The following is a 21,727-nucleotide window of genomic DNA, read 5'->3' on the forward strand; positions in this document are numbered from 1 at the left end:
CGATACAAATCAACAATCCGGCCATCTCGCGCCCCGGCTGCCCCCACTATAGAGAGGGAAAACGCTCAGCGCGCAGGAACACCCATTTGCGCGCGCAACGCTTCGCCGTAATCATAACACCGCCGCCAATCGGCGCAGCCGCCTCCCAGAACGATTTGCGCGGGAATGCGAGCGTGTGCAGTCTCCGTACAATGCCGCCGTGGGTCACCACGAGCACGTCCGGGCGCGCCATTCGGCCAGACGCACCTTGCACGAAGCGGTCAGTCCGAATCCGAGCTTTTCGGTTCCTGCTCGTTCGCAGTGGACGATTCCGGGTGCGAGCCACACCTGACTGTTCCGGCACGGTGCGGATTTGCGCCCGCGCATTTCTCAGTATCTCCCACCATACATGTGCCGTACGCGTGCAGAATGACTGCCACGGTTCTCCCCGCGGCGGCTGCACGGACGACATATCATCCAGCCACTTTCGATATTGGGGCTCTTCCTTCAGATCGTTATAGGTCAAGCCTTCCCACATGCCGAAGTCGTACTCGCGCAGCCGTGTATCAACAGATGCTTCTCGGCTGTCGCGAGGCCGCAAGTACGCGATCGTTTCGCGGCAGCGGCGCATATCGCTTGTGTAGAGGATCGGAGCAGGGTGCGCCAATGCCCGGCGCAAAGGCCTCAGCTCCTCTGAAGCCTGTGGCAGGATGGAATCATCCGTATAACTAATATAACGCCGTTCTACATTCGCCTGCGTCAATCCGTGCCGCACGATCGCGAATCGCACGATGGTATCTCGTACGCCCTTTTTTCTGCGTACATTCCGTTTGGACATCGCACCTCTTGTTACCATTCCAGATGGGCTTGCTCCTGATCGGCGCCTCTTCTGACGGGGAGCTTTATATTGTCGTGTCAGTCTCATTTCATTCTTACTCCTTCATCCGCCATTCATCTACAGGAGCCATCCCCCGCGCGCATATAGCAGCACGGCAGCGATGACTGTGAAGCCCAGTGTACTGCCTGTCAGCAGACTGCAGGCAGCCGGAATATGCTGTGCTTGCAAAGGCTGGACCTCGTCTCCCATATAAGCACGCAACGATCGTACGCCCTTATACACATTATATCCACCGAGCCGGACACCAAGCGCCCCGGCTGCAGCCGCCTCCGGCCAGCCGCTGTTCGGGCTCGGGTGCCTCGGCGCGTCACGCTTGGCTGTCTGCCAAGCCCGCGTCCCGTCATATCCCTTCATCCAGGCGCATATCGCCATGAGAACTGCCGTCAAGCGGGCCGGAATCCAATTCGCAATGTCATCCAGCCGCGCGGAGGCCCAGCCTAAGTTGCCGTACTTCTCATTTTTATAACCGACCATCGAATCGAGCGTATTTACCGCCCGGTACGCCATAGCTAACGGCGCCCCACCGATAAGCGCGTAACATAACGGGGATATGACGGCATCCACAATATTCTCGGCTACGGTTTCAACCGTAGCGCGCACGACTTCAGGCTCGTCGAGTTCATCCGTATCACGTCCGACAATCATGCCGACTTCACGCCGCGCACCGTCGATGTCCCGTGCGGCTAACCGCTTATACACCGCCATCCCCGCATCCTTCAGTCCTTTGGTCGCAATCGTCGTGCCGATAAGAATCGCTTCGGCCGCCCATGCGAGAGAGAAATGAATTTCATGGAGTCCCCATAGCAGCGCCCATGTCAAAGCATAAGAGCCTCCAACGACAATGACCGGGAGCAGGATGCCGAGCGGCTTAAGCGCCGCTTCCGATGATGCCGCCTTGCGGATAGCATGCTCCAGCGCCGTGATCGCCCTTCCTATCATAATGACGGGATGGGGAATCCAACGAGGATCACCTATAATCCTGTCCCATATATATGCTGCTGTGATGATGAACGCCGCTATCATTACTTCCCCACCTTAATTGTTGCACCCGCAGTCATTTGCTCTAACTCGACAGCTCATGCTTTGAGCTTCTCGGTTCTGAAAAGGGTTCTTTTTGAACATGCGCTATCAGCGCCTCAACGATTCGAGCGTTATGGAAACAACCGTCCGTCATCTTCATGCTGAGTCATAACCGCTTCCGTAACGGTCTTGTACACAAGCCGCCCAATTGCATTTCCAAGCGTGGTTGCTGTGCCCGCATAGGAATGCACTTCGGTATCGCGCCCGCTATCAAGCACCGCAAAAGCAATCGCGTCGGTCGTCGTTCCCGTCGCTATGCGCTCTGTCTCTTTATCATAAATATGTAAATCGGCTAGCGCCGCGCATTTCGCTTCCGTCGCCGTCATGAACACATTCCATACTGCCGCATCAGACAGCTTGCCATCCAACACGATTATCGTGTTTATCGTGCCAGGCTTGAGCGGTTCATACGCCGAGAATACTTGGCGAGGCAGTCCCGCACGAGCCGCATTGCTTGTCCCTGCCGTCGTAACACACAGCAACGAGCAGCCGTCCCCATGCTCCTCCGCGACTGACGCGTGAGTCACTTTTGCGGCCGTCATCAGGCCGACGGTATCATCTGGCTCATATCCCCATTGCTCGCACACGCCCTGCATATGCTTAACCGGATCGGAACAATCGAAGCCCTTGCGTACCATGCAATTCAAGATTCGGCTTCCTGTCCAGCTGCCGCCATGGTAGGCAGCACTGCTCCAGATGGGTACCCGCTGCGGCAAATCGACCGTCAAATGTTCCTGCCCCCAGCGGACATGAACGTCCGCAATACATTCGGTTGTATAGGCGCGCGCACCGTCGCGATAAGGCTGCATCGTTCTCCCCCTTGTTCCCGTTTTACTAGTAACAACGCTCTCTAATAACATCCTTTTAATGTAACACAGCTTGTACTGAAACCGCCAGATGTTCATTTAACGTTCGATTTTTAATTGCAATCCGGAAGTCGCCCGCCTTCAACCCTGTATACATATCGCAGTTGCGGATTAATATCCCTCTGCGCCCCAGTTCCTCCTGCAGCCGCTTCGCCGTCCAAAGCGCCGGTGCCCGGCAGAGCAGAAAGTTCGCTTCACTGGGCCACGTTTTGATACCGAGGCTGGCTAGGCGCTCGCGCAGCCAGGTCCGTTCCGTCACGATCAGCTCGCGCGTCGCTCGAACATAATCGTCATAATGCTTATCAGTGAGCAGAGCCTCTCCGGCAGCAAGCGCCAGTCCGTTGACGCTCCACGTCACCTGCTTCGCGCTCATCGCTGCAATCAACTCGGGATGAGCCACCGCATAGCCCAAGCGAAGGCCGGGAATGGCATAAAATTTCGTCAGCGAACGAATGATGATCAGCTGCTTATATTGATGCTGGACCGGAAGCAGTGAAACCTTCTCTTCCTGCGGTAGAAAATCAATGAACGCTTCGTCGACAGCGAGCAGCGTATTCGTCTTCTCCGCCATGCGGGCTGCCCGCTCCAACCGTTCGCGGTCATAGACGATGCCCGTAGGATTGTTCGGGTGTCCGATGAATACAAGATCGGTCTCCAGCATGAGCTGATACAGTTGTTCCTCCGTTGCCTGAAATCCTGCTTCCTCTTGTCCAACCACCGTTACGACATCCGCCCCGAATTGCCGTGACAAGGTCTCGTATTCCGAGAAGCAGGGGGCAATGACGCCGACGACCCGCGGCTGGAACGCAAGCAGAAGAAGCGCCATGCACTCAGCGGCGCCATTGCCGATGCCTATTCGTTCCTGTGGGACCTGCAGCCTGGCAGACAGCGCCGCTTTCATCTTCCGATGGCCCGGATCCGGGTAGTGAACGATACCCTCCAATGCTTGCTGCAACCGTTCCGCCACAACCGGCGGAGGTCCGAGCGGATTAATGTTAGCGCTGAAATCCAGAAATGCCTCACTCGATACGCCGAACGTATCCGCAGCCGTCCACACATCTCCTCCGTGTCCGAACCGTTCTATCATAGACATGTCAGCCTCCTTGTCCAGAAATCGACTATCTTTATATCAACGTGTCCCTACTTGCAACTCCCCTGCAGAAGCTGTTATTATCAGCCAAGGGTCGATAAGATGGGGCGCTCATTTTAGAGGTTGTTGAACACGCGCTTATATCGTTTCTATTCGTACATTATGCGTAACGTTCCGGCGTTCGTCAAACGATTTTTCCTTTTCAACGAAATGCCGAAAAACATTGGAAAATCGCACACTATTACACATCTGTTAAATGTTGTATAATCACTGTACACTCTACATTTCGGCCGGAGTCGTCATGTAATTCGGAGGAGGGATAATTATGTCGGTGCATCACAAAACATCCTGGGCCTCTCTCAGCGCCGCCATCATTGTCACCATCTACTATGCAACGGTCCTGTTCCGCCTCAAGGGAGATATCGGACTGTACAGTACGGAAATGATGGCACTGGCTCGCAACGTCTTCGGCACTGCAGTAGTGGTTCAAGCCGTCATGTACTTTGTCAATTTCATGTCCAAGGACGAGCCTGAAGATAAAGATGTGGCACGCATGGTCTCGCTGCAAGCGAATCAGATGGCACTTGTCTTTCTCGTGCTTGCAGTCGCATGCTGCGCCGCCTATCTCATTTATGTGTCCGACACGCGCACTCTGCTGCTGTCTCCGCTTGTATGCGCCCATCTTCTCGTCAGCGTGCTGCTCTCGGCATGGATTATTAAGTATGCGGTAGAGCTCTTGCTGTATTATCGTTACTTGAAGCCGGACGCCATGGACCATCCACAAAAATGAAAACGATTACTTCTGAGGTTATAGCACAAAACTGCTGTGATAGCGCAAAGAAAAGCGCAGAGGCCTGTTGGCTTCTGCGCTTTTGTTGTTCATAATCGAATACATGAAGCCGTTTAGTTCAACACAGTGAAAAGTTCTTCTGCTGCTGTACGCGGGCGGGCCTTAGGCGCTTCGTCGAAATATCCGAGGCGAAGCACGCCGACGATTTTCTCTCCCGGATTGACTCCGGCAAGCTCGCGGAACTTCTTATTGTAAATGTAATCGCCTGTGTGCCACAGCATGCCAAGCCCCTCTTCCCAGCCAAGCAATTGGAAGTTCTGAATGAGGCAGCTGACCGCCTCCAAATCCTCTTCCCAAATGGCCGGGCGCGGGTCCTCCGGCATGACGACAATCAAATAGGCCGGAACATTATTCAGGTGATTTAGAAACTTCTGCTTCTGCTCATCGGTTGCATCTTTCAGCTTCGTCTTGTCCAAGATGGTCATCAGGCCGTTAACGAGCTTCGATTTGCCCTCTCCTTCCGCATAGATGAAGCGCCATGGCTCGCGGAGCCCGTGGTTCGGCGCCCACACCGCATCATCCAACAGTCGAAGCACCAGGCTTCGATCTACTGGTTTATCATTAAATTCATGAATACTCCGACGTTCACGAATAATAGAAGCAATGGACATGTTCGTCCTCCTTGGTTCAGCACTTATTACCGTGCATGTATTTACTATAATCCATTATATGTGATAACGATTATCAATATCAAATCTATTTTGTATTTTTTCTTAAATCGATTACAATAACATCATAAGGAGGCGGACGAGCAATGAAATTTATCGATAATCAAGGCATTACCGATCCCCGCATGAATCTCGCAATCGAGGAGTTCGTGCTCAAGCATTTACCGCTGGAAGAAGACAGCTATTTATTGTTCTATATCAATGAACCTTCCATCATTATCGGGAAGAACCAGAATACGATTGAGGAGATTAACTCCGAATACGTCAAAGACAACCATATTCACGTGGTTCGCCGCCTATCCGGCGGCGGCGCCGTGTATCACGATATAGGCAATCTGAATTTCAGCTTCATTACGAAGGATGACGGTCAGTCGTTCCACAACTTCCGCAAATTCACCCAGCCCGTCATCGATACGCTCCGCTCGCTCGGTGTCGATGCAGACTTAACAGGGCGCAATGACATTCAAGTCGGCGAACGGAAGATTTCCGGCAACGCGCAGTTCTCTACACGCGGCCGCATGTTCAGTCACGGCACGCTGCTCTTCCAATCGGAGATGGAGCACGTCGCTTCGGCGCTCAAGGTGCGTCAGATCAAAATTGAATCCAAGGGAACAAAATCGGTCCGCTCCCGCGTAGCCAACATTTCCGAGTTCCTGAACGAGCCGCTCACCATCGAGCAGTTCAAAGCAGCCATTCTCCGCCACATCTTCGGTGTAGAGCCAGACCAAGTGCCGCAGTACAAGCTAACCGCTGAAGACTGGGAGACGATTCATCGCATTTCAGAGGAGCGCTATCAGAACTGGGATTGGAACTACGGCCGATCCCCGAAATTCAATGTCGAGCACTCGAAGAAGTTCCCGGCGGGCATCGTCGACGTGCGCATGGACGTGGCGGATGGCATCATTCAATCGATGAAAATATACGGCGACTTCTTCGGTGTCGGCGAGGTGAGCGATATCGAGGCACGGATGGCCGGCGTCCGCTATGAAGAGCAGGCGGTAAGAGAGGCGCTCGAAGAAATGAATGTCGAGCATTATCTCGGGAATATATCCAAGGATGATTTCATCGGCTTGGTGATGCTTCAGGAGTAGAGTGAAGCAGCGCTTCGCCGGATAACCGGCGGAGCGCTTTTTTCTCTCTCTGCGCCCGATGCCCGCAGCTGCAATAGTGCAGTTCAGCCGCCCGCTTCGCATTCAGGCCGTTGGTATTTTTCACGTCGACTCAATACAGCTTATCGAGCACGGACTTCGCCGTCTGTTGAATCGCATGGTACGTCTTTTCCTTCGCTTTCAATGCCACGGCCGTCGATAGGATGTCCAGCACGTGAATTTGCGCCATCTTCGACGAGAAAGCCCCTCCTTGCAGCGGCGTTTCCCGCGAACGAATGAGCAGGATCGAATCCGCATACTTCGTAATCGGTGACTTCGCATGGCTCGTCAGACAGATGAAATACACGTTATTTTCCTTAGCCAGCCGAACGGTATCGACCAAGTCCTTCGTGCTGCCTGAGGTCGAGATACCGAAGACGACATCATTAGACGACATCAACGTCGCATTCATGGCCATTACGTGCGGATCGATTACCGCTTCCCCTACGAAGCCGAGACGCATGAAGCGGTACTGGGCATCCATCGCCGTCATCGCAGATGAGCCGACTCCCATGAAGAACAAGCGCTGGGCCTTCAGAATGGCATCGACCGCCTTCTGCAGCTCGTTCATATTAAGCAGTGACAACGTATACTCTAACGAGGCGATGTTCTCCATCGTCATCTTCTGCGCCACGATGGAGAGCTCATCGTTCTCTTCGATTTGGCTTTCCTGATGCTTCAGGGGCGTCACTAAATCTTTGGCTAGCGACAGCTTGAAATCCTGGTAGCTCTTAAAGCCAAGGTTGCGACAGAACCGCAGTACCGACGTTTCTCCGGCATCCGCCTTCTCCGCCAAATCCGTAACCGTGGCATACAGCACCGAATCGGGATCTTTCAACACATAATCGGCAATCTTCTTCTCCGTCTTCGTCAACGATGGATACATACTGCGTGTAAGCAGCAGCGTATTGGTATGTTCGCCTGCGATCATGAACGAATCACCTCATTTTCTTCGCTTTTCGCACAGTTCACATTGACAGCGCTGCCAGTATCGGCCGTTCGTTTGTCTGGCCCAGCAGTTCACTCTATGGAACTGTACTAGCCCTATCATCTAGGCGATGTGTTACAGCGCTTTCTTGTATGACTTGATATAAGTGGTTTTTCAGTTATCCACAGGGATGTGTTTCGGTCTGTCCGTTAGCAAGTTCGTTAGCAATCAGCTAGCAACTTTCCACCACGATTTAACCTGTTTCTACCTAGATTATAATGTATTCTCCGAATTAACTGCAATGAGATGCCTAAATGATTCCATCCACAAAAAATATTATTATGTAGGCATAAGAAAAAGCCGCTCGTTTGAGCGACTCTCGGTTAATAGTTTATTGTTTGAAAGCAAATAGTAAGATTCGACTGATGAACGCTGCCGCGACAAAAATCAAGCAGAGTTTGGTTTGTCCGGAATAATATAAGGCAACTGCCGCTGACCCAAAGACGGCAATCTCGACAGCCAATCGTGCAAGCTCGCCGATATCGTATGTCGCCTTTGGAGACACAACTAAGCCCCAAACGATAGCAGCCAGCAGCGGTACGCCAATGCCTAACACGATTTTAATAAGCAATCCGTTTCCGGTTCGAAATCCCCAATATCCTAAACAAGCTAGAGCGCATAACTCCAAAATAAATCGCAAAGCCAGATTCGCCATTTTTATAATCTCAATATTCGTTCACCATCCATGCTTTTCCTTGATTACAGTTCATTTAAGTAGCATTTATTACTTCTTGATAAATGTTGCCTCATCCTCCTCTTCGCTTACCCACGTATACGTCTTATCGTTGTTAGAAGAAAGTGACCGTAATTTACTTGGTATGCTGTTCAATTTCAGCAACAAACGCTTGGGTAATCAGCTGCGGCCTCGTAATCGCCGAACCGACGACAACCGCATGCGCGCCAAGCTGCAGCATGTGAGCCGCCTGCGATGGCAAGTTGATTTTGCCTTCGGCAATGACCGGGATGCGCACAGACTTGACAAGCTTCTCGACCAGCAAGAAGTTCGGCATCGCATCCTGCGGAGAATACGGAGTGTAGCCGGACAACGTCGTCGACACGCAATCAACTCCCAAGGATGCGGCATACAGAGCTTCCTCTTCTGTAGAAATATCCGCCATAACCGTCTGCTGATGCTGCTTCGCATAGGCGATTATCTCCTCTAATGTTTCTCCGTTCGGACGCTTTCGGCGCGTGGCATCAAGAGCGATCATATCAACGCCAACGTCAATCAATTCCTTCACTTCGGTCATGGTCGGCGTAATGTAGATGTCGCTATCGTCATAATCCCGCTTCACAATACCGATAATTGGCAGGTCCGTGAGCTGCTTAATCTGTTCAATATCCTTCGCCGTATTTGCCCGTATTCCCGCAGCTCCGCCCACTTCAGCAGCCATCGCCATCTTCGCCATCAACGCGGATCCATGCAGAGGCTCATCTTCTAAAGCTTGGCAAGATACGATCAGCCTGTTTTGTATTCGTTCCAATATGTGCTTCTCCATAACGCCCCAACTCCCATTGCTAGTCTTAACAATCTTTTGAACGGCTTCCGTAACGAGCCCTACCTCGAACATCCGGCTCCAAGGCATATAACAATCACGGATGTGAATGTCATAGCCAGGATCCTGAAGCCTTTTTGAACTTCGCTTATAGTCTTTCCCACACCATTTTGGCCGCTCCGATGGAACCGGCTTGATTCCCCAGCTTGGCCGCACTGATTGAAATGTGAAGCCCCAGACGCTCCACCCGCTCTTCCAACATGTCCCACCACACCGACTTGGAATCGACCATTCCGCCTCCGAGAAGGATCGTCTGCGGGTTAATGCCAAGATGGATATTATGAATGACGACAGTTAAATAATCGATGAACTGGTTCAGCACAGACGTAACGGCAGAATGGCCCTTCTCATATGCTTCAAATACCTCTACGCCCGACGGAAATTGAATATGCGCCGCCTCTGTGGCCGTTTGAACAAAAGCAGTGCCGGATATGTACTGCTCGATACAGCCCCGTTGACCGCAATTGCAAGGACGCCCATCAGGCACCAAAATGACATGTCCCCATTCCCCTCCATTCCACTGCGCACCTCTTACGATCTTGCCGCCAATCCGATTGGCCCCGCCGACGCCCGTGCCTAGCGTCAGCATCGTCACGTCGGAGCAGCCTGCTCCCGCCCCGAGCCAGCACTCGCCAATAAGCGCCGTGTTGGCGTCGTTATCTACACACACCCTGCGATGAAATACAGACTCTATCTCTTCCTTGAGATTACTTCCCTGCCAGCCTGGCAAATTATTAGTAGCGTATACGATTTCGCCGGTGTTCACATTGACCCGGCCTGCTGTGCCGATTCCGATACCTTCGCTGTCGGGATGCTGTTCCAGCAGCTGCCAGATGACATCCTTCACATTGGCGAGGATGCAGTCTTTGCCTATGGCAGCATCTGTAGCTTGCTTCGTCTCGCCGACAATGCGCCCGTCTTGATCGGCGACGATCCCTTTAATCGAAGTACCTCCAATATCAATTCCAATCGCCTTCAAATCCTTCTCCCTCCTCATGCCCTTTTACCAAGCGAACAAAACGGAAATTATCGTTTTTATAAGTATATATAGCGGATATATTCTTCTTATATACATATGTATCGCCGCTCAGCCCGGGATAGCACAGGCTAACGGCGATAAATCGTATTGCTGCCAAGCAAATTTAATACAGTTTGTCGGAGATTGATTTTGCAGACAATTCTCTAAATTTCAACGCGTGTTCCTTCATATGAAGCGACACAGCCACGTTCAGAATATCGATGACGGCAAGCTGTGAAATTTTGGCGGCCAACGAGCTGCCTTGCAGCGGATTTTCACGTGCTACAATGAGCAGGATGATATCCGCCACTTTTGTAATCGGCGACCGGGCATTGCTAGTTAACGCAATCACCTTCGCTCCCGTTTTTTTCGCAATCATCAAGTTCTCGATCGTGTCCTTCGTGCTTCCAGAAATCGAGATGCCTACCGCGACGTCCTCTTTACTCATAAAAGCGGCTTGCATTGCCTGGAAATGAGTATCCGTCTTGGCGCTGCTTAACTTCCCGATACGGGAGAACGTGTGCGCTGCCTGCACTGCCGTCAAGCCCGAGGATCCTACGCCAAAGAAGAAAATGTTCTTCGCTTCAATCAAGGCTTCAATGGCTTGCCCCAGTTGACCCGGATCGACTAATTCACGGGTTTGCTCCAATGTATTAATGTGCGTGGCCACAATTTTCTGGCTCAGCACTTCCGGCTCATCCGTTTCGTTCACCGCCTGATGCAAATGCTCCGTCGGCTTCACCAAATCTTGCGCCAAGGACAGCTTGAACTCTTGAAACCCTTGAAACTTTAATTTGCGGCAAAACCGCAGCACCGTCGTCTCTCCGACATCGGCATTTTCAGCAAGCTCGGTAATGGAATGGTAGATGACATCTTGCGCATTTTCCATAATATATTGAGCTACCTTCTGTTCGGTCTTCGTCAATCCATTCAGGTGACTCCGAATGTTAAGCAGTGTTTTTCCCGTCTCATTGCCGCTAATCACATCTAATCCTCCTGTTCGTTCCGGAAGGAACGCAAATCTGTCGCTTGCCCGATAAAGAGCAGTTTCATTTTGGAATAAATCTTTCTTTTTATAATTAATGGAGGTAGTATTCTCCTTTATTCTTTTATATTATATGCAAAACTAGCGATTTGCAACAAAATGCAACCTAAAATTTGGTCATCATCTCTTATATAGTTAAATATTTAAAACTATACAAAAGGAAAACGCCGGAGAAGGAACCCCCGACGAATTTAATAGAGATTATCGGAGCGATTGAGTCGCGCCTTACGCTTTTGTAGCCGTATTACGGGACACACGCCGACCGTTGTCATGCCCGCTCCGCTTGCACTGCCTTATAACCAGCGCCAGACATTATTTCATACCGGTCATTGAAATGCCTTCGATAAATTTCTTCTGCACGAAGAAGTATAAAATGACGATCGGCACCGTAAACAACGTGGAGGCAGCCATCAATGGCCCCCAGGCTACGGTGTTCTCCCGAATGAACTGCTTCAATCCGATTGAGAGTGTCCATTGCTCCGGATCGTTCAAATAAATCAACGGACCTTGGAAATCTCCCCATGCGCCCAAAAACGTGAAGAGTCCGATGGTCAATACCGCAGGCTTAGCCAATGGCAAAATAATTTGCGCATAGATTCTGAACTCGGAAGCCCCGTCAATCTTCGCAGACACCGTCAATTCATGCGGGATGCCCAAGAAAAATTGTCTGACCTAGGTAAGAATCATGACGATGACGAATAACAACCATGCCATTGCAGAAGCATAGCCCATCTTCAGGAAGGAGAATGCCGTCTGATACAAATAAATGGCATAGAACAGCAGGGAATTATCCGGTCCGCCAATGGCCTGATTGCTGCTATCCGCGAAGACGTAGCCTTGCGTAAAGAACTGCAGGGAACCGATAAGCCCCATGATGACAAGGAACAATGTCATCGGAGAAATCTACGGGAATGTAATATGTCTGAATTTCTGCCATGCATTCGCCCCGTCGATATCCGCAGCTTCATAGTACATCTTCGGCACTTCCTGAAGGGAGGCCAAATACATAATTGTCGTCGTGCCTGTGCCCCAAAATCCCATCATGATGAGCCATGGCTTCGTAAAGCTCGGGTCCAACAACCAGTTCGGCTGCGGCAATCCGAGATAGCCCAACAGCTCGTTGATTAAGCCGTACTGCGCGTTCAGCAGCCACATCCATAGAAGCGATGCGGCAACCGCAGGAACTAGCGTCGGCAAAAAGTAAATGGTGCGGTAAATCGATTGCCCCTTGATGTCACGATTGAGCAACAAGGCAATCCCCAAGGCGAATGCCAACTGCGGAATCAAGCCGAATACGGTCATAAATACCGTGTTGTACAAAGACAGCCATACTTTATCGTCCAGAATCAAGGTTGAATAATTTTCCACACCTACCCATTTCGGGTCCGAAAACAGGTTGTAATCGGTCAAGCTATAGTAGAAGGACGACAAAATCGGATAAAATTGAAATAAAAGAAACCCCAGCAACCATGGGCTAATAAAGCACAAACCGATGAGGAGACGTTTTCGTTCTCTGCGTTTGATGCCGCTCTGGTTACCTATAACCATCCCCAACTCCTCCAATCCTTAGATTGAGGAACAGCAGAATGGACTCATTCTGCCGTTCCATAGATCGTTTATTTTTTCGCTTTATCTGCTACTGGCTGCATCTTTTTCACCACGTTATCCATTGCTTCCTGCGCGCTGATTTGCAGTTTCAGCGCTCTTTCGGTCTCTTCGTTCAACGCCTGCAAATATTCATTAATATAAATGCTGTTCGGGAAGCCGTTCAGATTCGGGCTTTTCGCACTTTCATAGAAATCCCACAACGTCTTCGTCGCTTCGTTCTGCGTCAACTTCGGATTGTCAAGCACCGTGTGCAAGACAGGAATCGATTGCCCATCTATGGAATAATCGATTTGCACCTCTTCGGATAGAATGTACTGCATGAATTTCCACGCCTCTTCCCTGTGCTTCGCTTTCACCGGGATGAACATAGCCACCGGGCTTACCATCCCCGCATTTTTCAATTCAGGCTTCGCAGCCGGATACGGGAAAGGAGCTACCCCGATCGGACCATCTGCGCCGCGCTCATCGTTATAAAAGTTCTCCCAGCCGATCATCATCGCCAGCTTCCCGGTAATGATCGGGTCCTGCGGAGTGTTCATGCCGCCCATACCTGACTTGAACTTCGTCAACGGGTCAATGCCGAATTCTTTATAGTAACTAGCCTCATAAGCAATAGCATCCACGTTGGCCTGTTGATTGGCCGTTAATTTGCCATTAGCGTCATCCCAAGAACCGCCGAAAATAATGGGCCAGAACACGTTATCCACCCATATTGAAAGAAATAACTTTCTGTCAACCGTAATTTTAAATTTACACTCCTTTTTTTATCTTTTAAAATGATTATTTCTTCTCTTGTCCCTGCTCTGATTGTGGGTATGATGGCATCGGAATTGAAATAGGGCCCGCATGAGGTACAATAGGTGTACATGTTCAAAAAGAGAATATGATATGAGGCTGCAGCGTACAGCCCATGAAATGGGGAGAGAAACGATGTATAAACTAATTGCCATTGACGTAGACGACACATTGATTACCGATGACAAAGAAGTGACGCCAGGCACGAAGCAAGCGCTGGAGCTGGCCATTGCCCAAGGCGTCGCCGTAACGCTGGCTACGGGCCGCATGTACGCGTCCGCGCATAATATTGCCTTGCAGACCGGATTGAACGTGCCGCTCATTACGTATCAAGGCTCGCTTGTGAAAAATGTGATCGACGGACACGTATTGTACGAGCGTTCCGTACCGAAGGATGCCGCACTCAGCCTGCTGCGTTATTGTGACGAGCATAAGCTTCACCTGCAGCTCTACATTGACGACCATTTGTACGCCCGTGAAGAAAATGACAAGCTCATTGCCTATGCGAATCTGTCGAACATTCCGTATACGATCGAGCCTGATTTCGACAAGCTGCTCGCGTCGCCATCCACGAAGATGCTCATGATTGACGAGCCGGAGCGGCTGGACTCCATCGCTCCGGAACTGCGGGAGCTGCTCGGCCCAGACGTGCATATTACGAAGTCGAAGCCGAACTTCCTCGAAGTGACGCATCGTGAAGGCACCAAGGGCAGCGCGCTGCGCCATCTTGCCCAGCACTTCGGCTGCAGTCTGGAAGAGACCATCGCAATCGGGGACTCCTGGAACGATCATGATATGATTGAAGCTGCCGGACTCGGCGTTGCCATGGACAATGCCGTCGACTCGCTCAAAGCTGTCGCAGACTACGTGACGCTGAGCAACAACGAGGAAGGCGTTCGCCATGTCATCGAGAAGTTCGTGCTTCATCCAGCTCAAGCCAATCAATAACGCTTGACGAAGATACTACAAGCCGCTCCCCTAGTGTGTCAAAAATGTGCACACGGGGGAACGGCTTGTTTTTGTTGGCTTCGTTTCGGGTTGCCTCTGTTTGCCCCGAATTGCCTCCGCTTATTTTACTCTGCTTCGGCCTATCTCGTGCTGCTCCGTCCTATGTCGTCGCGATCCTGCCGCTCATCTGCCAATTCGCATCCCCGTACGCGCCAGAGTTACTTGCGGAAGCAGAGGATACGAATGCCGCAAATCGATATCGTGGGACATATGCGTAAATACGACCTGCTGCGGCTGAATGTCCTCTATTAGCCGGAACGCCTCTACCATATCATAGACAGACCGGGTCGAATATTCCGCCTGCTCGTGATAGAAATTCGTCCCTAAAATAAGCAGGTCGAGCTCCTGAAACCATCTCAGCTCCTCCTCGCCCAAGCCGATCGCATCGGAGGCGTACACCCAGCTTCGCAAGCCTGGATTGGCGCTGTCATTCGGATAGGCTTGTCTCCGTCCCGAACCCGCGGCAGATTCATCGTCATTCACCCGATCAAATCGATACGCATAAGCATATCCATTCTTGCCATGATTCACCCGGATCGGACGGATGGACCATTCGTGCCAACGCCAAGGCTCCTCGATGCTCTGGAACGTCACGAACCGTTCTAGCCACGGATACATCATGCGAATCGTATCGCTCACCTCGGTCGGTGTAATGACACGCCCTTTGCGCTTCAGCCAGCGGCAAGCGTCCGCATAGGAAGTTAAGCCTGCGATATGATCCTGATGCGCATGCGTAATTAACAGCTCGTCCAGCCAAAAGATGCCTGCCCGCTCCATCTGCCCCGTCCAATCGGGCCCGCAATCGATAAGCAGCTTATCCTCTCCCCGTTCCAGCAGCACGGACGAGCGGTACCTGCGATTGACTCCGCTTCGTCTCGCTTCTTCGCACACCTCGCACGCACAGTACACGCGCGGCACTCCCATGGAATCCCCAGTCCCCCAGAACGTAATGCTCCAGTCCACCGCGGCGGCGGGAGACTGATGCTGATGCCGGGCAGCAGCGTCTGCTTCAACCGACGTTGCGCGTGACGTTGTCGGATTATAATCCATCTTCCCATTCCCCCTGCATCTATTGCATTAATCAGCTTTACAAAATAATAACGTAATCGTCCGGAATCCGTCATTGTTCTTCCGTCTATGATCCAGTATAATCGGTTTCAATTCAGCTTGCATTTTTCACCGACGGATCCGCCATGTTACTACATTCATGATAACCTAGGCCCTATCATGTTCGCCATTTGAGGAGGATAAACATGAATAGCAATGCACTATTTAAAAATGTGGAAATTGTGGCACACCGCGGTTACGCAGCGGTGCACCCTGAAAATACAATGGCCGCCTTCCGCCGCTCGCTTGAGCTTGGCGCCGATTCCTTGGAAATTGACGTCCATCATTCCAAGGAAGGCATTCCCGTGGTCATCCATGACGATACGTTGGATCGAACGACAGATGGAACCGGCCCGATTCGCGAGAAGACGATTGCAGAGCTGCAGCAAGTGGACGCCGGCAAGAAATTCAAGCCCGAATTTGCCGGGTGCGGTATCCCAATGCTGGAGGAAGTGCTTGAACTGTGCGGAGGAACGGTCGGATTGCAGCTTGAGCTGAAGGAACGCATCACCGAAGGTGAGGCGCGTGGACTGCTGCATTTACTCGAGAACTATCGCATGACGGAGCGGACGATGTTCATCTCGTTCCATCTGGACAACTTGCGGCTCATGCGCTCTCTGCACCCGAATATCGAGCTTGGCTGGTTATCCGGCGAGCCGGTTGACCTCGCCCCTTTGAAGGAGCTCGGCCGTGCCACGCTGCTTCTGCAATATGCAGTCGTGCTGCGGCAGCCGGAAATCGTGCAAGCGACAGAGGCGGCTGGTATCGGGCTTGGTGTATGGACAATACGCGATCTGCAGGACGCGTATCAGCTCGTTCAATTGGGCGTACGCCGATTAACTACAGACATCCCGCTCTATCGCGAATAACGACACGCAACTTTGGAAGCAGAAGCTCTTCGAGAGTGAATGCAAAATTCGATGTCGAGTAACATCTTGTGATGCTACGTGATCAGCAACCTATAGAAGCGCAAGCGAATCTGACCCTAACGGCCGGCATCGCTTGCGCTGTTTCGTTGTATTCACTTCACTCCAGCCAGCACCTCGTACCATATGCCCCGCTTGCTGTACAGCGTCTCCTTGACATGGGACCAGCCTCCCATATCTTCGATGCGGAACAGCCCTTCCGGAACCGGATACTTCCGTTCCGTCGCATGGGCCGTCTCCTCTTGAACAGGCCGGAAGCCGGCTTCCGTGAACAATTGCTGTGCCTTGGCCTCTCGCAAATACGCAACGAACGCCCGCGCCACCTCCTCGGTGCCATGCTTCTTCGCATAGCGCTCAACAACGACCGCCGGATTTTCAATAAGAATCGTTTGCTTCGGAATCACCATGCCATACATTACGCCTTCTCGTTTGCGCGACAAAATCTCGTTCTCGTACGTCACGATGACGTCGCCGACCCCATACTCAAAGGCGGCCATCGATGCTCTGCCGCTCTTGTCCATGGAAATGACATTGCGGTGAATGCGCAGCAGCAGATCCTTCGCATGGCGCGGCCCTTCTTGACCTGCCTCTGCCGCTGCCTTTAAGCCCGCGCCATAGATTGCGTTAATATCCCATTGCGCCCCGCCAGACGTCTTCGGATTCGGGTAGAGCACCTCCACTCCCGGCTTCGTCAGATCCTCCCAATCCCGAATACCGAGCGGGTTGCCTTCCCGCGTTCCCATCACGACGATCGAGCGAGTCACCATGCCGCCGTAAGCGTCCTTCTCTTTCCAATCGTCTGGCACCAATCCGACACGCACTAGCTTGTCAACGTCCCCTTCCATCGCGAACAGTGCGACGTCGGCTTCCAACCCGCCGGCAATTGACCGCGCCTGCGTGCCGGACGCTTCGTATGACTCTTGGAAGACGACCTTCTGCCCCGTCTTCGCCTCCCAATCGGCTGCGAATTGGGGCAGAATGCTCCCGAGAGCTTCCTTCGCCACCGCGTAGGCGCCGATTATAAGCGTTACGCTATCCTTCTCCCTGTCTGCGTCCGCCCCCACCGCCTGCTTCAGCTGTGCCGATGCAGCCGCATTCATCCCTTCCGGCGCGGATGAGGGAGATTCCCCGCTGCAAGCGGACAATACAAGGATGAAGAAAAGCAGCGCCGCCGCAACTGCATATTTTCTTTTGCCTGTACTCATCGCACGCCTCCTACTGAATCCGTCATTATATGAGAACCGGCAACGGGTCCTCTTTGAGCGCATTTTCTTGCATCCAGCTCCGGTCTTTATCGAATAAATAAATGCGATGGATAAGCACCTGCACACGTTCTCCGATATGAAGGACCGGGCTTTCCAACGATCGGTATGTCTTCAGCCTCATGCCGCCCACATCCACCTCCACCATCCACTCGCTGCCGCGAAAATGAAGCGCCTTGACCTTGCCTTGAACGCTTGCCGAAGGCAGCCGCACTTCGCCCTCTCTCCCGACTTCAATATATTCCGGCCGTATGAGCGCCTTGCTTTCCTCGCCCGGCTTCATGCTCTCAAACCCTTTCAAGGTATGTGCATTCGACAGCAGCGTCGACTCACCGATAAATTCAGCCACAAATGGCGTCTCTGGCGTCTTGTAAATGTCCCATGGCGTACCCATCTGCTCGACCCGCCCTTGATTAATAATCATTATTTCATCGGCCACCTCGATCGCCTCATCCTGATCATGGGTGACGAAGATCGAGGTGATGCCGACCCGCTCAATGAGCTCCTTCAGCCAACTGCGCAGCTCTTTACGAATTTTCGCGTCAATGGCCGCGAATGGTTCATCCAGCAGCAATAACTGAGGCTCCGGCGCCAATGCCCGCGCAAAGGCGACGCGCTGCCGCTGCCCGCCTGACAGCTGATGCGGATACCGCCGTTCCACACCGCTCAGCCCCGTCAGCTCCACCAATTCGGCTACACGTTCCCGAATACGCGCTTTCGGCCACTTCTGTATCGTCAGGCCGAACGCGATATTGTCGAACACCGACATATGCTTGAACAGCGCATAATGCTGGAACACAAAGCCGATGCCGCGCTGCTGCGGGGGCACATCGTTCATAAGCTTGCCTTGAAACGAAATTTCGCCGCTATCCGGCTGCTCCAAGCCTGCCAGCATGCGCAGAACAGACGTCTTGCCGCCGCCGCTCGGACCGATCAGCCCGATTAATTGTCCGGCTTCAATGGAGAATCCCACATCCTGTACAGCGTGATAGGAGCCGAACCATTTGTTTAACTGACGAACCTCGATATGCATCGTTAATGCACCCCTTTTTGCCCATTGTGCGCTTGATGCGCCTTGTGCTCTTTATGCTTCTTTGCCCATTCCATCACTAAGAGCAGCACGACTGAGATAAGAGCCAGAACGAGAGCAACGCTGCTCGCGGCCGCAATATTGAAATTTTCGACGTCCTGATACACCAAGGTCGTTGCCGTCTGCGTCTTGTTCATAATGTTGCCCGACACAACGAGGACCGCCCCGAATTCACCGAGCGATCGCGCAATGGTCAGCACGACGCCGTAGAGAACGCCCCATCTGATAGACGGCCATGTAACGCGCCAGAACGTCGTCCAATCATAGGAACCGAGCATAGACGCCGCTTCTTCCTGCTGTGTTCCGATCTCCTGAAGAACGGGAACCACTTCTCTGACCATCAGGGGAAACGTGACGAACAGCGTTGCCAGCACCATTCCCGGAAATGCGTATACGATGTCGATGCCGGCCCACGCAAACATGGCGCCCATAATCGTATTAGGACCTAGCAGAAGCACAATCATAAACCCGCCAATAATCGGGGACACGGCAAATGGAAGATCGATTAAGCTGTTCAATACATGACGGAGCTTGGTTCCGAGCCACTCTCCTCTGACGAGGACAAGTGCGGTAAGAATGCCGAAAATTGTATTAATGGCAGTCACAATTACCACGACCGCGCCCGTCATCGCCATGGCATGAATGGCAGCGGGACGAGTCAACGCACTAATGAACGAGTGAAGTCCGTGTTCGAACGCGCCTGCAATCATTTGCAGCAAAGGAGCGATCAGCAAAGCAAAAAAGATTAGGTAAGTAAGGACAATGAGGATGATGGATTGCTTCTGGCGAGCTCCCGGCACAGAACCAGGCGGCGTGCGCGAACCTCGTGCGGACGCATATCTGGATGCATCGTTATAAGAAGAAATAGTGGAGAATGGATCAGTCATAGTTGAGACCTCCGTGCCTGCAGGACGCTGACGAACCACAATACAACAAATGACATTGATAAGAGCATGACAGACACAACGGCGGCGCCTTGCGGGTTATCGCTTTCGATCTCCCCGAAAATATATACTGATGCAATCAACGTCTTGCCCGGTATATTTCCCGCCACAAGCACGACCGCGCCGAATTCCGCCATGGCGCGCGAGAAAGCCAGCATCGCTCCGCTTATGATGCCCGGACGCATTTGCGGCAGCAGCACCTGCATAAAAGTACGTACGCGGGACGCTCCCAACGTATAGGAGGCTTCTTCCTCGGCCCGATCGGCCTCTTCGAGAAGCGGCTGCACGGCGCGGATGACAAAGGGAAATGTGACGAAGACCATGGCGGCGACGATAGCCGGTTCCGCGAATACGATCCGGATTCCGAGCATTTCAGCCAGACCTCCGGTAATACTACCCGGACCAAGCAGCAGCAGAATCATTAAGCCGCCAACCGCCGTAGGCAGGGCAAAGGGCAAATCAACCAAGCTATTCAGCCATGCCCGCCCGAAGAAGCGGTAACGGTGCAGCACCCAAGCCGACATCGTGCCAAGAGCAACATTGATGGCTGTTGCGATGAGCGCCAGGCGAAAGGTTAAGGCCACTGACTGCCAAGCGAGCGGTTCCGCCAAGCTTTCTGTGAAATGAGCCCACCCTCCGGCAAAGGATTGAACGTAAATTCCGCCGATGGGCAGCACAATGAGCAAAAACACGTATAAAAGCAGCGTGGTGCGAAAGCCCCACAAGGCTCCTTTATGTCGCAGCACTACGTTCACCCGTTCTACCTCCATTGATATCAAAATATTATTTTAATAATTCCTACATGTTTACTTGGTATTTTGTTTTCGTTATTTTACCAAAAATTAGAACCCGCCGTCAATACCATCGGAGAATTATATTTGCTGTCCTTGTGTGCTGACATACCATTTGTGCTGACATACTATTTATCGTATAAAAGTTGAATCTACCTTGATTTCCGCGGTTCAAGCAGGTTTTATTGGAAATATATAGTAAAACACCCGGATTGGGCGGTCCAATGTAGGATGAGATAAGGGGGCTGGCTAGCCTTCGCCCTAAAACGAACCTTATGCAACTTATTCGAAATGCTTATGATAGGTGAATACCTACTCGTTGTTTTTTTGCAAGGGAGCACCCCGCTTATGGATAGGCCACACGGCACACACAGGCTTCCACTCTATCCACGCTATTCACACCATTCAGACCATTCACACCTTTAACGCTATTTACGTTATTCGCGTTATAGTTATTCACGTTAGACAAGCTATTCCGCATTATTCGTATCGCCCCCGCTTCCAGCACCTGCCTCGCCATATTAGTAAACATCTATTGAAACCTTTCGAAGATAGCGGCTACGCTTAGAGTCAGACTTTATGTTTTATCGCTAACGTGCCATCTATCAAAGGTACGGCTCTGCAGCATTAACGAACTGCTCCATTCGTGTAATGGTGGAGACAGATTGACGATGATTCGCTCCAACCCCCCCTTTGCTCCACTCTCCCCTTCCTTCAGATGGCGGCATGCCCCAATGACCACTCTGGTTAACTGTCATTATATCGGCCGCTTCATGTCACAGTTTACTGAACGGCATATGCCTTATCCTCACTATTCTCCTTCCTGACCGCGGGGGAGATTGGACATATGGACCATTGCACGGATGCCCGACGCTTTGTTTTGTTTGAAAAGGAAGGGAGCACTTTGTAAGCCACTTTGCTCCACTCTCCCCTTCCTTCAGATGGCGGCATGTCCCAATGACCACTCTGGTTAACTGTCATTATATCGGCCGCTTCATGTCACAGTTTAA

At 51.9% G+C, this 21,727-nt stretch carries 21 protein-coding genes and 2 pseudogenes; 4 read left to right on the forward strand and 19 right to left on the reverse strand.

The window, feature by feature from the left end; genetic code table 11:
• Positions 1-46: 46 nt before the first annotated feature.
• The 4 genes from LQV63_RS05485 to cobD form a co-directional block, all read right to left on the reverse strand.
• A complete protein-coding gene (locus LQV63_RS05485; protein WP_233695957.1) occupies positions 47-817 on the reverse strand; it encodes a histidine phosphatase family protein in 771 nt (256 codons plus the stop codon).
• Between the two features lie 117 nt (positions 818-934).
• Positions 935-1,900, reverse strand: a complete 966-nt coding sequence (gene cbiB / locus LQV63_RS05490; protein ID WP_233695958.1) for an adenosylcobinamide-phosphate synthase CbiB — start codon at positions 1,898-1,900, stop codon at positions 935-937.
• 128 nt (positions 1,901-2,028) lie between these two features.
• Positions 2,029-2,766, reverse strand: coding sequence for an adenosylcobinamide amidohydrolase (locus LQV63_RS05495; RefSeq protein ID WP_233695959.1), 738 nt, complete (start codon positions 2,764-2,766; stop codon positions 2,029-2,031).
• 55 nt (positions 2,767-2,821) lie between these two features.
• Complete coding sequence (gene cobD / locus LQV63_RS05500) at positions 2,822-3,910, reverse strand: threonine-phosphate decarboxylase CobD (protein ID WP_407672897.1); 1,089 nt, start codon at positions 3,908-3,910, stop codon at positions 2,822-2,824.
• 328 nt (positions 3,911-4,238) lie between these two features.
• Here cobD and LQV63_RS05505 point away from each other — a divergent pair, with 328 nt between their 5' ends.
• On the forward strand, positions 4,239-4,703 hold the full coding sequence (locus tag LQV63_RS05505; protein WP_019423041.1) for a hypothetical protein: 465 nt from the start codon (positions 4,239-4,241) through the stop codon (positions 4,701-4,703).
• A gap of 113 nt (positions 4,704-4,816) precedes the next feature.
• On the opposite strand, the gene LQV63_RS05510 is transcribed toward LQV63_RS05505, so the two are convergent.
• On the reverse strand, positions 4,817-5,374 hold the full coding sequence (locus tag LQV63_RS05510; protein WP_019423040.1) for a nitroreductase family protein: 558 nt from the start codon (positions 5,372-5,374) through the stop codon (positions 4,817-4,819).
• Positions 5,375-5,517: 143 nt separating this feature from the next.
• On the opposite strand from LQV63_RS05510, the gene LQV63_RS05515 reads away from it, so the two are divergent.
• Positions 5,518-6,522, forward strand: a complete 1,005-nt coding sequence (locus LQV63_RS05515) for a lipoate--protein ligase (RefSeq protein ID WP_019423039.1) — start codon at positions 5,518-5,520, stop codon at positions 6,520-6,522.
• A gap of 130 nt (positions 6,523-6,652) precedes the next feature.
• Here LQV63_RS05515 and LQV63_RS05520 read toward each other — a convergent pair whose 3' ends face one another.
• The 8 genes and pseudogenes from LQV63_RS05520 to LQV63_RS05555 all read right to left on the reverse strand — a co-directional run bounded on the left by LQV63_RS05520 (position 6,653) and on the right by LQV63_RS05555 (position 13,492).
• Positions 6,653-7,510 carry a MurR/RpiR family transcriptional regulator gene (locus LQV63_RS05520; protein WP_233695961.1) on the reverse strand — a complete coding sequence of 286 codons (858 nt, stop codon included), beginning with the start codon at positions 7,508-7,510 and terminating at the stop codon, positions 6,653-6,655.
• A gap of 388 nt (positions 7,511-7,898) precedes the next feature.
• Positions 7,899-8,222 carry a YrdB family protein gene (locus tag LQV63_RS05525; protein WP_233695962.1) on the reverse strand — a complete coding sequence of 108 codons (324 nt, stop codon included), beginning with the start codon at positions 8,220-8,222 and terminating at the stop codon, positions 7,899-7,901.
• Positions 8,223-8,376: 154 nt separating this feature from the next.
• Entirely contained in the window at positions 8,377-9,066 is a 690-nt protein-coding gene (locus tag LQV63_RS05530; RefSeq protein ID WP_233695963.1) for an N-acetylmannosamine-6-phosphate 2-epimerase, read from the reverse strand.
• Between the two features lie 145 nt (positions 9,067-9,211).
• The gene (locus tag LQV63_RS05535; protein WP_233695964.1) at positions 9,212-10,102 is read right to left on the reverse strand and encodes an ROK family protein; all 891 of its coding nucleotides are present in this window, start codon (positions 10,100-10,102) and stop codon (positions 9,212-9,214) included.
• 163 nt (positions 10,103-10,265) lie between these two features.
• Positions 10,266-11,126: a MurR/RpiR family transcriptional regulator gene (locus LQV63_RS05540; RefSeq protein WP_233695965.1), complete on the reverse strand. Its 861-nt coding sequence runs from the start codon at positions 11,124-11,126 to the stop codon at positions 10,266-10,268.
• Between the two features lie 372 nt (positions 11,127-11,498).
• Positions 11,499-11,858, reverse strand: a pseudogene (locus tag LQV63_RS05545) (carbohydrate ABC transporter permease); the annotation flags it as partial.
• Positions 11,859-12,734 (reverse strand): annotated as a pseudogene (locus LQV63_RS05550) (carbohydrate ABC transporter permease).
• A 68-nt stretch (positions 12,735-12,802) separates the two neighbouring features.
• Positions 12,803-13,492, reverse strand: a complete 690-nt coding sequence (locus LQV63_RS05555) for an extracellular solute-binding protein (RefSeq protein WP_325175856.1) — start codon at positions 13,490-13,492, stop codon at positions 12,803-12,805.
• A gap of 232 nt (positions 13,493-13,724) precedes the next feature.
• On the opposite strand from LQV63_RS05555, the gene LQV63_RS05560 reads away from it, so the two are divergent.
• Positions 13,725-14,537, forward strand: coding sequence for a Cof-type HAD-IIB family hydrolase (locus LQV63_RS05560; protein ID WP_026011214.1), 813 nt, complete (start codon positions 13,725-13,727; stop codon positions 14,535-14,537).
• Between the two features lie 183 nt (positions 14,538-14,720).
• Here the strand turns inward: LQV63_RS05560 and LQV63_RS05565 are convergent, their stop codons facing one another.
• Positions 14,721-15,647, reverse strand: coding sequence for an MBL fold metallo-hydrolase (locus tag LQV63_RS05565; RefSeq protein WP_233695966.1), 927 nt, complete (start codon positions 15,645-15,647; stop codon positions 14,721-14,723).
• A 203-nt stretch (positions 15,648-15,850) separates the two neighbouring features.
• On the opposite strand from LQV63_RS05565, the gene LQV63_RS05570 reads away from it, so the two are divergent.
• Positions 15,851-16,573, forward strand: coding sequence for a glycerophosphodiester phosphodiesterase (locus LQV63_RS05570; RefSeq protein ID WP_233695967.1), 723 nt, complete (start codon positions 15,851-15,853; stop codon positions 16,571-16,573).
• Between the two features lie 152 nt (positions 16,574-16,725).
• Here the strand turns inward: LQV63_RS05570 and LQV63_RS05575 are convergent, their stop codons facing one another.
• From LQV63_RS05575 to LQV63_RS05595, 5 genes are all read right to left on the reverse strand, one after another.
• On the reverse strand, positions 16,726-17,835 hold the full coding sequence (locus LQV63_RS05575) for a sulfate ABC transporter substrate-binding protein (RefSeq protein WP_233695968.1): 1,110 nt from the start codon (positions 17,833-17,835) through the stop codon (positions 16,726-16,728).
• Positions 17,836-17,860: 25 nt separating this feature from the next.
• On the reverse strand, positions 17,861-18,925 hold the full coding sequence (locus LQV63_RS05580; RefSeq protein WP_019423027.1) for an ABC transporter ATP-binding protein: 1,065 nt from the start codon (positions 18,923-18,925) through the stop codon (positions 17,861-17,863).
• A gap of 2 nt (positions 18,926-18,927) precedes the next feature.
• On the reverse strand, positions 18,928-19,869 hold the full coding sequence (locus LQV63_RS05585) for a sulfate ABC transporter permease (protein ID WP_233695969.1): 942 nt from the start codon (positions 19,867-19,869) through the stop codon (positions 18,928-18,930).
• Complete coding sequence (gene cysT, locus LQV63_RS05590) at positions 19,866-20,681, reverse strand: sulfate ABC transporter permease subunit CysT (RefSeq protein WP_233695970.1); 816 nt, start codon at positions 20,679-20,681, stop codon at positions 19,866-19,868. The genes LQV63_RS05585 and cysT overlap by 4 nt, the downstream gene beginning before the upstream one ends.
• 641 nt (positions 20,682-21,322) lie before the next feature.
• Positions 21,323-21,475: a hypothetical protein gene (locus LQV63_RS05595; protein WP_233695971.1), complete on the reverse strand. Its 153-nt coding sequence runs from the start codon at positions 21,473-21,475 to the stop codon at positions 21,323-21,325.
• Between the last annotated feature and the right edge of the window lie 252 nt (positions 21,476-21,727).

The sequence above is a fragment of the Paenibacillus profundus genome (assembly GCF_021369635.1).
Taxonomy (GTDB): Bacteria; Bacillota; Bacilli; order Paenibacillales; family Paenibacillaceae; genus Paenibacillus_B; species Paenibacillus_B profundus.